Annotated in this window: 13 protein-coding genes; 4 read left to right on the top strand and 9 right to left on the bottom strand. The window is 69.7% G+C overall.

The features are described from left to right. Positions 1-36: 36 nt before the first annotated feature. The 3 genes from P0R32_RS09755 to P0R32_RS09745 form a co-directional block, all read right to left on the bottom strand. The gene (locus P0R32_RS09755; protein ID WP_276236768.1) at positions 37-876 is read right to left on the bottom strand and encodes a hypothetical protein; all 840 of its coding nucleotides are present in this window, start codon (positions 874-876) and stop codon (positions 37-39) included. Positions 877-1,016: 140 nt separating this feature from the next. Beyond that, entirely contained in the window at positions 1,017-3,278 is a 2,262-nt protein-coding gene (locus P0R32_RS09750) for a CDC48 family AAA ATPase (protein WP_276236767.1), read from the bottom strand. Then, positions 3,275-3,520, bottom strand: coding sequence for a DUF7127 family protein (locus P0R32_RS09745; protein WP_276236766.1), 246 nt, complete (start codon positions 3,518-3,520; stop codon positions 3,275-3,277). The genes P0R32_RS09750 and P0R32_RS09745 overlap by 4 nt, the downstream gene beginning before the upstream one ends. Before the next feature lie 166 nt (positions 3,521-3,686). Between P0R32_RS09745 and P0R32_RS09740 the strand changes: the two genes are divergently transcribed. After that, a complete protein-coding gene (locus P0R32_RS09740; protein WP_276236765.1) occupies positions 3,687-4,469 on the top strand; it encodes an alpha/beta fold hydrolase in 783 nt (260 codons plus the stop codon). Between the two features lie 173 nt (positions 4,470-4,642). On the opposite strand, the gene panB is transcribed toward P0R32_RS09740, so the two are convergent. Beyond that, positions 4,643-5,455, bottom strand: coding sequence for a 3-methyl-2-oxobutanoate hydroxymethyltransferase (gene panB / locus P0R32_RS09735; RefSeq protein ID WP_276236764.1), 813 nt, complete (start codon positions 5,453-5,455; stop codon positions 4,643-4,645). Between the two features lie 116 nt (positions 5,456-5,571). Between panB and P0R32_RS09730 the strand changes: the two genes are divergently transcribed. Together P0R32_RS09730 and P0R32_RS09725 are read left to right on the top strand one after the other, a co-directional pair. Beyond that, positions 5,572-6,039, top strand: a complete 468-nt coding sequence (locus P0R32_RS09730) for a type IV pilin N-terminal domain-containing protein (RefSeq protein ID WP_276236763.1) — start codon at positions 5,572-5,574, stop codon at positions 6,037-6,039. A 73-nt stretch (positions 6,040-6,112) separates the two neighbouring features. Further along, a complete protein-coding gene (locus P0R32_RS09725; protein ID WP_276236761.1) occupies positions 6,113-6,349 on the top strand; it encodes a DUF5822 domain-containing protein in 237 nt (78 codons plus the stop codon). A 34-nt stretch (positions 6,350-6,383) separates the two neighbouring features. Here P0R32_RS09725 and P0R32_RS09720 read toward each other — a convergent pair whose 3' ends face one another. Together P0R32_RS09720 and P0R32_RS09715 are read right to left on the bottom strand one after the other, a co-directional pair. Then, positions 6,384-6,911, bottom strand: coding sequence for an HAD family hydrolase (locus tag P0R32_RS09720; protein ID WP_276236760.1), 528 nt, complete (start codon positions 6,909-6,911; stop codon positions 6,384-6,386). Positions 6,912-6,915: 4 nt separating this feature from the next. Continuing rightward, a complete protein-coding gene (locus tag P0R32_RS09715) occupies positions 6,916-8,079 on the bottom strand; it encodes an acyl-CoA dehydrogenase family protein (protein WP_276236759.1) in 1,164 nt (387 codons plus the stop codon). A 145-nt stretch (positions 8,080-8,224) separates the two neighbouring features. Here P0R32_RS09715 and P0R32_RS09710 point away from each other — a divergent pair, with 145 nt between their 5' ends. Continuing rightward, entirely contained in the window at positions 8,225-9,529 is a 1,305-nt protein-coding gene (locus P0R32_RS09710) for a carboxypeptidase-like regulatory domain-containing protein (RefSeq protein ID WP_276236758.1), read from the top strand. Between the two features lie 57 nt (positions 9,530-9,586). Here P0R32_RS09710 and P0R32_RS09705 read toward each other — a convergent pair whose 3' ends face one another. From P0R32_RS09705 to P0R32_RS09695, 3 genes are all read right to left on the bottom strand, one after another. Further along, positions 9,587-10,786: an alanyl-tRNA editing protein gene (locus tag P0R32_RS09705; protein ID WP_276236757.1), complete on the bottom strand. Its 1,200-nt coding sequence runs from the start codon at positions 10,784-10,786 to the stop codon at positions 9,587-9,589. Between the two features lie 229 nt (positions 10,787-11,015). After that, positions 11,016-11,552, bottom strand: coding sequence for a helix-turn-helix domain-containing protein (locus tag P0R32_RS09700; protein WP_276236756.1), 537 nt, complete (start codon positions 11,550-11,552; stop codon positions 11,016-11,018). A gap of 95 nt (positions 11,553-11,647) precedes the next feature. Continuing rightward, positions 11,648-12,604 (bottom strand): D-2-hydroxyacid dehydrogenase, encoded by a 957-nt coding sequence (locus P0R32_RS09695; protein WP_276236755.1) that lies wholly within the window; start codon positions 12,602-12,604, stop codon positions 11,648-11,650. Positions 12,605-12,642: the final 38 nt, after the last annotated feature.

Here is a 12,642-nt window from a genome sequence, read left to right as displayed (position 1 = left end):
CCGCCCACTGTGCTCCCGCACACGCTGTGACGCCCCTTACGCAGTCGTGTCCTCAGCCCACGCCGCGGGGAGGACGCGCAGGAGGCCGGCGTCGGTCAGGTCGTCGGTCGTGACGAACAGGATGTCGTCGCCACCGCCGACGGCGGTGCCGCCGCCGTACACCGCGTCCCAGTGGTCGAGGACGGTGTCCGGGATCGGCAGTTCGCGAACGTCGGCGCCGATCTCGGTGCTGGCGACGTAGTGCACCCCGTCGCGCCCCTCGACGGCGTCGTAGTCCTTCGACACCACGACGGCACCGTCGCCGTCGTCGACTCCCCAGAACGCCTCAGCCGAGTGGGCCAGGAACCCCTGGTTGAACGCCCGCTGCGGCACCGGGACCTCGTGACTCCGGGCGTCGAAGGCGGCCGCGCCCAGTTGGTCGGCGTCCGCCAGCGCCACCACGGGATCGGCGGTCGCGGCGTCGGCCCGTTCGTCGACCTCAGGTGGTACCTCCGCGACCGCGGCGACCGCGTCGGTGCCAGCCTCGTCGGCGTCGTCGGTCCCGCTGACGCGTCCCGTCTCGGCCACGTCGACCTCGACCGCGTCGGCGTCAGTCTCGTCGACACTGTCGCTGGACGACTCGTCCAAGCGACTGCGCGCGCGGCGGCGGGCGATGCCCGCCCGGAGGAGCGCGGCCCCGACCGCGACGCCGAGCAACCCCCGGACGCGGTCGCCGCGTCGGATCGCCCGGAGGCCGCCGAGCAGGCCCGCGCCGCCGATGGCCATCGCCGCCGTGTCCGGTCCGATCCGCCGCGGCAACGACCGCCACCCCGACGGGTCGCCGTCGACGGCTGCTGCGTCCGTGTCCCTCCGTTGCTCCGCGTCGGCTTCTGTCATGACGTGACGTACGGTGCCGATGCACAAATCCCCCGTGTCGACTCTCTCAAACGTGGAATCGTACGACTGGCGAGGGAGAAAACCGAGGAGTGCGGGTAGAAGAGGTGAGACCGGCGAGGAGCGCGCTCCCTCCCGGCGAGTTACTGGAACGTGCGGCCCAGTTCCGTCTCCTGTTCCTCACGCGCCTCGCGGTTCTGGAAGCGCTGTTCGATCTCCTCGTAGCGCTGCTTCGTCTCCTCGGTGACCGAGGGGTTCACCTCTTCCAGCGCCTCCTCGAAGTGCGCCATCGTGACGCGGACGTTGCCGACGGACTCGTTCATCTCCTCGGGCGACACCGACTGGATGAACTCCCGGGTCGCGTTCATCGACGCCTCGCGGCACACCGCCTCGATGTCGGCGCCGACGTACCCCTTCGTCTTGCGCGCAAGGCGTTCGAGGTCGACGTCGTCGGCCAGCGGCTTGTGCTCGGTGTGGACCGCGAAGATCCGACGGCGACCGTCCTCGTCGGGGACGGGCACGTGCACGTGACGGTCGAGCCGTCCCGGGCGCAGGAGTGCGTTGTCGATGAGGTCCGGGCGGTTCGTCGTCGCGATGACGACCACGTCCTCCAGCGTCTCCAGTCCGTCGAGCTCCGTCAGGAGCTGTGAGACGACGCGCTCGGAGACGCCCGAGTCGCTAGAGTTGCGGCCGCGCTCGGTCGCGATCGCGTCGATCTCGTCGAAGAAGATGACGGTCGGCGCGTTCTCGCGGGCCTTGCTGAAGATCTCGCGGACGCCCTTCTCGGACTCGCCCACGTACTTGTTCAGCAGTTCCGGCCCCTTCACGGAGATGAAGTTGGACTCAGACTCGTTGGCGACGGCCTTCGCGAGCAGGGTCTTCCCCGTCCCGGGCGGGCCGTACATGAGCACGCCCTTGGCGGACTCCATGTCCATCGCCTCGAACACCTCGGGGTAGTCGAGTGGCCACTGGATCGTCTCACGGAGGCGCTCTTTGGTGCCCTCCAGCCCACCGACGTCCTCCCAGGTCACGTCGGGGACCTCGACGAACACCTCGCGGAGCGCGGACGGCTCGATGCCCTTGAGCGCCTCCTTCATGTCGGCGCCGGTCACCTGGATCGACTCCAGCACCTCGGCGTCGATCTCGTCGTCCTCGAGGTCGATCTGCGGGCGGATGCGCCGCAGCGCGTTCATGCCGGCCTCTTTCGCGAGGCTCTCGAGGTCGGCGCCGACGAAGCCGTGGGTCGTCTCGGCGTACTCGTCGATGTCGATGCCGTCGGCCAACGGCATGTTCCGGGTGTGGACCTGGAGGATCTCCTTGCGACCGTCGCGGTCCGGGACGCCGACCTCGATCTCGCGGTCGAAGCGACCGCCGCGACGCAGCGCGGGGTCGATGGCGTCGACGCGGTTCGTCGCGCCGATGACCACGACCTCGCCGCGCTCCTCAAGCCCGTCCATCAGCGACAGTAGTTGCGCGACGACGCGGCGCTCCACGTCACCACCGGCCTCCTCGCGCTTGGGCGCGATGGAGTCCAACTCGTCCATGAAGACGATCGCGGGGGCGTTCTCGGCGGCCTCCTCGAACACCTCGCGCAGTTGCTCCTCGGACTCCCCGTAGTACTTCGACATGATCTCGGGGCCCGAGAGGGTCTGGAAGTGGGCGTCGATCTCGTTGGCGACGGCCTTCGCGATCAGCGTCTTCCCGGTGCCCGGCGGGCCGTGCAGGAGGACGCCCTTCGGCGGCTCGATGCCGAGGCGTTTGAACAGCTCCGGGTGACGCATCGGGAGCTCGATCATCTCGCGGACCTGCTCCAGTTCGCTGTCGAGGCCGCCGATGTCCTCGTAGGTCACGTCGGGCGACTCCGCGCCCGCGCCGCCGGCGCTGTCGACGATCTGTTCGGCGGGCTTCTCGGAGATGTCGACCTCCGTGGAGTCGGTGATGACAACCGTGCCGGACGGCTTCGTGGACGCGATCTTCAGGGGGACAGCCTGCGAACCGCCGCCCATCAGCCCGAGTCCGAGGGGGAAGCGGATCGTCTGGCCCTGCGTGACGGGCTGACCCGAGAGCTTGTCTCGGATGATCGAGCCGACGTTCCCGCGGATACCGAACTGCTGGGGGAGGGCGATGGTGATGCGCTCTGCAGGCTCGACGTCCGCCGCTTCGACGACGACGCGGTCGTCGATGCCGACGCCGGCCTCCTGCCGGAGTTGGCCGTCGATGCGGACGACGCCCGTCTCGTCGTCCTCAGGGTAGCCCGGCCAGACGCGCGCGATCGCCGTCGACTCACCCTCGATGCGGATGTAGTCGCCACCCGACAGGTCGAGTTCCTCGGCTGCGACGCGGTCGATCGCGGCGAGGCGCCGGCCAGCGTCCTTCTGCTTCAGGGGTTTGACAGTGAGTTTCATGAGATGCGGATCGTAAGTACGCCGTTCTCGATGTCAACGCTTGCGGCCGGCCCGGGGAGCGCGAACTCGAACTCCTCCTCGCCGTCCCCCCGGTCGATGACCACGATCGCCGACCCGTCGAGGGTGTCGACGTGTACGTCGTCGTCGGCCGCGTCTAGGTCCGCCGCGACGACGGTCCCATCCTCGTAGTCGTACCGGCGAACAAACCGCTCGCGACGGTCGGTAGTGTGACGTTGAGTCATGCTATTCCTAACCCCAAGTAATACGCTAAAGTATATAAATATATCGGCGATGAATCGCAATAAGGCGACGGGGTGACCGATACAGAGTCGTCTGGCGGTTCACACCACTCGTCGCTCACGTCACGGAGCCCCTCCGATTTATGCCCCGACCGAAGTCACGTCACGTATGGAACAAACGACGACCGAGCACCACGGTCGGCGCGTTGCGTACCGGTACGGCGGCGACGGCGGTGGCGGCGACGACGCCGGTCTCCTGTGTGTACACGGCAGCGGCGGGACGAGCGAGGTGTGGGCGGGGCAGTTCCGACTGACGGATCACAGCCCCGTCGCAGCGCTCGACCTCAGCGGCCACGGAGACAGCGACGACGTGCGTGCCGAGCCAGGTCCCGAGACGTTGGAGGCGTACGCCACAGACGTGGAGGCCGTCGCCGAGGCGACCGGTTCCTCCGTGCTGGTGGGGCACTCGCTGGGGGGCGCCGTCGCGATGTGGGCAGCGCTGGAGTTGGATCTCGACCTCGACGGCCTCGTCCTGACGGGCACCGGCGCGAAGTTGACCGTGCTCGAAGACCTGCTCGTGTGGCTCCAGGACGACTTCGACCGCGCCGTCGAGTTCCTCCACGGCCCGGACCGTCTCTTCCACGACGTCGACGAGCGGACACTCGATCAGTCGCGAGCGGCGATGCGCGACGCCGGGCGCGCGGTCGTCGAGCGCGACTTCCGCACCTGCCACGAGTTCGACGTGCGCGACCGCCTCGACGAGATCCAGGTGCCGACGCTCGCGGTCGTGGGCGAACACGACGGCCTCACACCGGTCAGCTACCACGAGGCGCTCGCCGACGCAATCCCCGAGTGCGACCTCGCGGTGCTGGACGACGCCGCACACATGGCGATGGCCGAGCGACCCGCGGCGTTCAACGACACCGTCGGCGACTTCCTCGACGGACTGTAGTCGTGAGCCCTCGCCCGCCGACCCTCTGCCGCCGAACGTTCACGTACGAGGAGGCGACCACGACCCCCGTGCCGACGTGACCGGCCCGGGTCGCCTCGCGGGTGCGCGGCTCAGCGATCCGGGGAGCGGTGAGCCGCCTGTCAGCAGATCCGTCGCGAGCGACGAGAACCTGGTCAGTACACGTCGTCCACGTCGGACTCGACGTGGCTGTGCTCGTCCGCCGGGAAGTCGCCGTTCTCGACCTCTTCTTTGTACGCCGTGACGGCGTCGGTCACGACGCCACGCAGGTCGGCGTACTGCTTCGAGAACGGCGGCGACCACTCGTCGAGGCCGAGGACGTCCGTGATGACGAGCACCTGCCCGTCCGTGTCGGGGCCGGCGCCGATACCGATCGTGGGGATGTCGAGCGCGTCGGTGACCTGTGCGGCCAGGTTCGCGGGGACGTGTTCGAGCACCAGCGAGAAGGCGCCCGCCTCCTCGTGGTCGCGGGCCAACTCCAGCAGTCGCTCCGCCGCGTCGGGGTCGGTCCCCTGTCGCTGGTAGCCGCCCAGTTCGTTCACGTGTTGTGGGGTGAGTCCGAGGTGCGCCATCACCGGGATGCCCAGTTGCGTGAGCCGCCGGGTCAACTCGACCGTGTGCGGCCCGGATTCGAGCTTCACGGCGTCGGCGTCTGCCTCCTTCAACATCCGCCCGGCGTTCTCGATGCTGTCTGCCTCGTCGACGCCGAACGAGAGGAACGGCATGTCCGCGACGACGAGCGCGTCGTCGGTCGCTCGAGCGACGGCGGCGGTTCGACTGTGCATCTCCTCCAGCGTCACCGGGAGCGTCGAGTCGTGGCCGAGGACGGCGTTGCCCATCGAGTCGCCGACGAGGATCACGTCGATTCCCGCTTCGTCCACGATTTCGGCCGTCGGTGCGTCGTACGCCGTGAGCATCGTGATCGGCTCGTCGGCCGGGCGCTCCCGGAGCTCCCGCGTGGTGACCATGCCGCGCGCTTGGCGGGGTCCCCCCAAGAATCCGTGCGATCCGAGCGCGACCGACGGGTTTCCGAACTGATAATCGTGTGCGAATCGTTTTCACACGTCTTGACAACCAACCAGCAATGACCGACCGTGGCGTCTCGCCGGTCATCGGCGTCGTCCTCATGGTGGCGATCGTCGCCCTGCTTGGGGCCGTCGTCGGCAGCATGGCGCTGGGGTTCGACGACCGACTCGGCGAGCCCGCGCCACAGGTCGCGCTCGACGTGACGACCTACGCCGCCGACGGCGCGGACAACTCCGGCAGACCGTACATCGAGATCCACCATCGGGCGGGCGACATCGCCGACGGGACGGAGGTGTTCATCCGCGACGAGTCAGGCAACGAGATCGCCTGGAGCACCGTGTGGACCGCCGGGCCGACCGTCGGCCCGGGGTCGTACGCCCACATCGACGGCTGCGGGAGCGACGCCGCCCTCGACGTGATCTCCGCTGAGGGTCAGTCGTACACGGTCCTGTTCCGCAAGGACGGTCGGACACTCGTCGTCTACGAGGTGAGCGTCCCCGCCCCGCCCGAGAGCGTCGGGTGCTGAGGGGGGCGAGTCCGAGGGTCCACTGCCGGTCGGAACCGACACGGCTTACCCGACCGCCTCGAACAGACGACCCGTGCCAGAGCGCGTCGAGACGACCGATCCGGACGGGGTCGACTACGGCTGGGTGATGCAGGCGACGTTCGTCGTCACGGTCACGCTCGGATCGATTCTGGTCGCCGCACTCTCGGTGTTCGTGACGCTCCCGACGTGGGGAGCGCGCGCATCCTTCGCCATCCGCGTCGGCGCAGTCATCTGGATCGTGACCGCGCTCGGCGCCTACTACTACGAGAAGAACGTCCGCGCCGAGTGAGGGCTCGGAGGCAGCGGCGCTGGGTGAGTCTTCCTCAGACCCAGCGGAAGTCGACGCCAGCCCGCTCTGCGGTCACGGCGTCGCGTTCGGAGTCACCGACGAACAGCGCCGCGTCGGGGTCGGCGCCGAGGTCACGCAGCGTCGCCTCCAGCGGCTCGGGGTCGGGCTTGTACGTCGCCACCGAGTCGCGCCCGACGACGCTCTCGACGTGCGTGGACAGGTCGTGTCGGTCGAGCGCCGTCCGACACGCCGCCTCGCAGTTGAGCGAGCAGACGCCGGTGGGGACCGTCAAGGGGAGGTGGTCGGCGTGGGCGAGACGCTCGGACGCCTCGGCGCCGGGCACCTCGTGGCCCGCGATCACCGCCTCCAACTCCGGTCGAAGCCCGTCGTCGTCCGCCCGTTCGAGCAGGTCCCAGAGGCCGGCGCCCGCGACGTCGTGCCCGTTCCGTTCGAACATCGCGATCGCATCGTCGGCGACCGCTTGCCAGTCGACGACGAGGTCGACGAGCGTGCCGTCGAGGTCGAACACGACCGCGTCGTAGGCGGTGTAGTCGCCGGACATCGCGCTACAGGAGCTCCCGCGCGATGATCGTCTTCTGAATCTCGGTCGTCCCCTCGTAGATGGTCGTGATCTTCGAGTCGCGGTAGAACCGCTCCACGTCGAACTCGCTCATGTAGCCGTAACCGCCGTGGATCTGGACCGCCTCGTTCGTCACGTCGACCGCGGACTCGCTTGCGAAGTACTTCGCCATCGACGCCGCCAGTCGCGGGTCCTCGCCGGCGTCGGCCTGCCGCGCGGCCTCACGGACGAGTAGGCGCGACGCCTGCACCTTCGTCCCCATCTCCGCGAACTTGTTGCGGACCGCCTCGATTTCGGCGATCGGCGCGTCGAACTGTTCGCGCTGGTGGGCGTACTCGCGGGCCTCGTCGAACGCCGCCTGTGCGAGTCCGACGGCCTGTGCGGCGATTGCGATCCGACCGCCCGTGAGCGTCTTCAGGGCCGCGGAGAGCCCGCGTCCCTCCTCGGTGAGTCGGTACTCCTCGGGGACGCGCACGTCGGAGAACTGCATCCCGACGGTGTCGGAGGCGCGCAGGCCGAGCTTCTCCTCCTTCTTGCCGACCTCGACGCCGTCGTAGTCGGCGGGGACGAGGAACTGCGTGATCGACCCCTGGTCGTCGGCGTCGGTCTTCGCGAACACGATGTAGACGCCCGCGCGCTCGCCGTTCGTGATCCACTGCTTCTCGCCGTTCAGGACGTACTCGTCGCCGTCGCGCTCGGCGGTCGTCTGCATCTGTGCCGGGTTCGAACCGGCGCCCGGTTCCGAGAGACAGAACGCGCCGACTGGCCGCCCGTCGACCATGTCCGGGAGCCACTCCTCGCGCACCGCCTCCGACCCGAAGTTCGCGATACAGGAGGTCGCGAGGCAGTGGACCGACAGCGCGGTCGCGACGGCCAACTGGCCGTACGCTAACTCCTCGTTGACGACCGCGTACGTCGACCGGTCGGCGTCGAAGCCGCCGTACTCCTCGGGCGTCGTCAGCCCAGTGAGGTCCAACTCGGCGAGTTTGTCCCACGCTTCCTCGGGGAACGTCTCCGTCTCGTCGGCCGCCTGGGCCCCCGGCCGGAGTTCCTCGACGGCGACCTCCCGGACCACCTCGCGGATCGCACGCTCTTCGTCGGTGAGCATCGACGGGGAGTGCCCGTACGCGTCCGCGTTCGCGTGTGCCATACCACTCGGCTTCGGCGCGCGGAGGATAAGCGTGACTGACTGCACGCCGACGCCCACCCGTTCCGTTTGATCACCGGGTTAGCGGCGGCCTTGACGCGTGAAAGCTGTTCGTACCTTTCAGCCGGGAGTGCGAGGCGGTACACAGATGCGCTCTCACACACGCCTCCCGGTCCTCGCGGCGGTGGTCCTCGTGCTCGCGGTCGCACCCGCACTCGGCGCCGTCGGCGCCGTCGGCAGCGGTGCTGGCGCCGACGCGGCGGCCACGCAGGAAGCGACCGTCACCCTCACCGTCGCAGTGGAGACGCCCACGGGCGACGCTGTCAGCGGCGCCGAGTTGACCGCCACGTGGGACGACGGCGAGGCGACGGCGACGACCGCGAGCAACGGGCGCGCGTTCGTGGACGTGCCGGAGGACGCGACCGTCGAGGTCGCTATCGACCACCCCGACTACGTCCGGAACGAGCCATACGTCGTCGAGAACGCCACCGAAGACCTTGTGTCGATCACCGTCCGCGAGCGCGGGAGCCTGACCGTCTCCGTCGAAGACGCCGGCGGCGACCCCGTCGGCGACGCGCGCGTGGTGTTGCGAGCCGACGGCGAAATCGTCGTGAACGGCCGCACGAACGCCAACGGCGGCTTCACGACCGGTGTCGTCGAACAGCGGACCTACAGCCTCTCGGTGGTGAAACAGGGCTACTACCGAGTCATGCGCGACGTGAGCGTCGGGACGGCGGCCCGTGAGTCCGTCACCGTCGAGCGCGGGTCGGTCACCGTCTCCTTCGAGGTGACCGACGACCGGTTCACCCCGCCGTCGGCGGTCGCGGACGCACAGATCCAGTTGGAGACCGCCGGCACGTTCCGGACGCTCGACAACGGCGAGGCGACCGCACAGGTGCCGGTGAACGCGAACCTGGACCTCGTCGTGACCAAAGCGGGGTACGGGACGGTCGAGCGCACACTCGACGTGGGCGAGTCCGCGACCACGGTGCGACTCAACATCAGCCGGACGCCCGAGTTGAACGTCACCGCCGTCAACGACCGCGTGCTCGTCGGCGAGCGCAACGTCGTCACCGTCGTCGACGCCTACGGCGACCCCGTGGCCGACGCGACCGTGCTCGTCGACGACACGGAGGTCGGTACCACCGGTGGCGACGGGACGCTCAGGATCCAACTTGAGGAGGCAGGCGAGCACACCGTCGTCGCGGAGGCCGACGACCTGACCTCCGAACCGCTGACCGTGACGGCGGTACGCGAGCGGACGCCGACCGCGACCCCGTCGGCGACGCCGACTGCGACGCCCATCCCCGCGGAGTCGCCGGGGACGCCCACGGAGGGGCCAGAGACGGGGGTTAGCTTCCCCGGGTTCACTCCAGTGACCGCAGTCATCGCGCTCCTCGCGCTGGCGGCGCTGGTCGCCGGGATGAACCGGCGCGGAGACCGGTCGGAGTAACCGCGAAGAAGTCACGAGTGCGGGCGTCACGCCCCCACTGAAGTGGTCCGCGCCGCCTCAGCGCTCTCGCAAGAACGAGACGACCGTCTCCGGATCGGCGCTCAAGCCGCCGCCCTGCGCGAACGTGGGCGACCCGCCACCACCGCCGCCGAACTCGTCGGTGACGGCGTCGACGACGTCGCCAGCGTCGACGGTCCCTCCCGAGGCGACGACGACGAACGGCGCGTCTCCGTCGCCGACCGCCGCGACCGCGTCGGGGGCTCCCTCGTCGTCGACGACCGACTGGGCGGCCTCGCCGACGGCGTTGGCGTCGAACCCGGAGACGACGCCGAGACGCCAGTCCGCCCCGTCGACCGAGACGGCGTCCAGATCGGCGACGCGACCGACGAGCACCTCCGAGCGCAGGTCGGCGAGGTCGTCGGCCAACCCGTCGCGCTCGTCGACGAGTCGGGCGACCGCGTCGGGGAGGTCGTCGAGCGCCACGCCGAGTTCGCTGGCCGCCGTCCGGGCGCCGCGGTGGACCGTGGCTTGGCGGTCGATGCCGACGGGGCCGACCGCGAACTCGACGCGCGTGAGCCCCTCGCCGGGGTTCGATCGGTCGAGCACGGTGACGGGACCGATTTCAGCGGTGTTCGACACGTGCGTGCCGCCGCAGGCGGCCTCGTCCCAGCCGGCCACCGTGACGACGCGGACCGACTCCGCGTCGGCCATTACGTCCTCCTCGGTCTTCGTGTTGAACGCGACCGCCGCGTCGCTCTGGGCCTCCTCGACCGGGCGCTCCTCCCAGGACACGTCCCGGGAATCCCACACCGTGCGGTTGACGAGTCGTTCGAGGTCGACGAGCACGTCGTCGGTAATCTCTGTCGAGGTCTCGAAGTCGACGCGCACCTTGTCGTCGGTGATGCCGAAGCCGCCGTAGCCGAGGTCGTCCAGCACGCGTCGGCCTGCGCCGTACAGCACGTGGCTAGCGGTGTGTGCGCGCATGCAGTACGTCCGGTAGTCGTCGTCGATCACCGCGGCGACGGTGTCGCCCACGTCGAAGGCTGGGTCCTCGGCGAGCGTGTGGACGACGGCGTCGCCGTGCGACTGGACGTCGGCGACGCCGACGCCGCCCAGGATGCCGCGGTCTGCGGGCTGCCCGCCGCCTTCCGGGTAGAAGTACGTCTCCGACAGCGTCACGTCCCGCCCGTCGACGGACTCGACGGTCGCCTCGAACTCCCGTACCTCGGGGTGGTCGGCCGCGAGCGAGTGGCTCATGGGAGCAGGTCGCTGCGGGAGCCGAAAAGTGGTACGCCCGTGGCGATATCGACGTGCCGTATCGCGGTGGGCCCCGTCCGACGAGGCCCCCCTCCGGTCTGGATAGTCGGCGGCTCGGCCAGACGACCTCGCCGCCCATCAGACGAGGCCTCCCGTTGGTCTGGATAGTCGGCGGCTCGGCCAGACGACCTCGCCGCCGTCCGACGAGGCCTCCCGTTGGTCGGCCTCGCTACTCGTCGACGAGCGTCACGTCGAGCACCTGCTCGAGGCTGCGCACCGTCGACCCGCCGACGCCGGCGCGGGCGGCTCGTCCCTCCTCGACCGCGTGAATCTGCTTCACGTCGACGTCGACCTCGCTGGCGAGGTCGTCGGCGGTCAGCCCCGCGTCCTGTCGCGCCTCGGCGACGACGTCACCGTACCCCTTCACGAGGTACGGGAGGCGGTCCTTCTCGTAGTCGGTGCCCTGCTCCTCCCAGCGCCGGGAGTCGCCGGTGTTCGCGTCGAGGGCCTTCGCGACGTTCTGGGCGGCGCGCTTCTTGCGGTTGGGCTCGGAGGCGTCGCGCGTACCGCCGCCTCCGCCGCCACCACCTCCGTGGCCCGACCCCCGCCGCGACGCGTTGTCGTCGTGGGGGGCGCAGTCGGAGCACACCTGGAGCTTCGCGCCCGCGACGTTCGCGGACTGGAGCTTCGTGTCCTCGCGACCGCACAGTTCGCAGGCGTCGCCGGAGCCACCCCCGCCGCCGCTCCCCGTAGAGTACTTGGCCATGCCCTCTGGTACGCTCTCGGACAGTTAAAACCGTGTTCCGTCGCCGACACCACGACGAGAACTGCCGGCGCAGCCGTCGTGAGGTCGCGAGCGGCTCAGACGACGCGGTTCTCCAACTCGGGCAGTTCCTCGCCGTCTGCGTCCGCGATCCGCCGGACGTTGCCCGCGAGGATGTCGGCCACGCGCTCGAAGTACTGCGGCGTGTGCCCCGCGTTGTGCGGGGTGATGTGCACGTCGTCGAACCCCCACAACTCGTGGTCTTCGGGGAGCGGTTCGGGGTCGGTCACGTCGAGGAACGCGCCGCGGATGTGGTTCCAGCGGAGCGCGTACACGAGCGCGTCGGTGTCGACGACGGGGCCGCGAGCGATGTTCACCAGCGACGCCTGCGGCGGCAGCGTCCGCAGCGCCTCACGGTCGATCAGTCCCCGTGTCGTGTCCGTCAGCGGGCACGCGAGCACGAGGTGGTCTGTTCGCGCGAGCGCCTCGTGGAGGTCGTCGTAGCCGAACACCTCGTCGACGGGACCGCCCTTCTCGGGGGAGTGGCGGACGCCCAGCGTCTCGACGCCGAACGCGTCCAGTCGCTCGACGACCGCCGTCCCGATGGCGCCGAGGCCGACGACGGTGACCGTCGAGTCGTACAGCTCTCGCGTCTGGTACGCCCGCCACTCGCGGCGGTCCTGCTGGCGAGTCGCGCGTCGGAAGTCGCGTGCGAGCGAGACGAGCGCCCCGACCACGTACTCGGAGATGTTGGGCGCGTGGACGCCGGAGGCGTTGGTGACGGCGACGCCCGCGGCCTCGAAGGCGTCGAGGTCGAGGTGGCCGGTGCCGGCGTACACGCCCGCGAACAGCTTCAGCGACGCCGCCTCGTCCAACAGCGACCCGGTGGTGAATCCCTCTCCCGTGACCACGTCGGCGTCTCGGATCGCCTCGCGCTCGGCGTCGGGGGTGTCGGCGAGGACGACCTCGTGGTCGGGAAGCCGCTCGCGGAGGATGTCGACGAACTCTGCGGCCGGGTGGCCGTGGATCTTCTGTCGCGTGACGACGATTCGCATGGGCGGGGCGACGACCGGGGACCACTTAGTAACCCCGA

Source organism: Halobaculum marinum, from assembly GCF_029338555.1.
GTDB classification, from domain to species: domain Archaea; phylum Halobacteriota; class Halobacteria; order Halobacteriales; family Haloferacaceae; genus Halobaculum; species Halobaculum marinum.
This window is presented reverse-complemented; position numbering and strand designations above follow the sequence as displayed.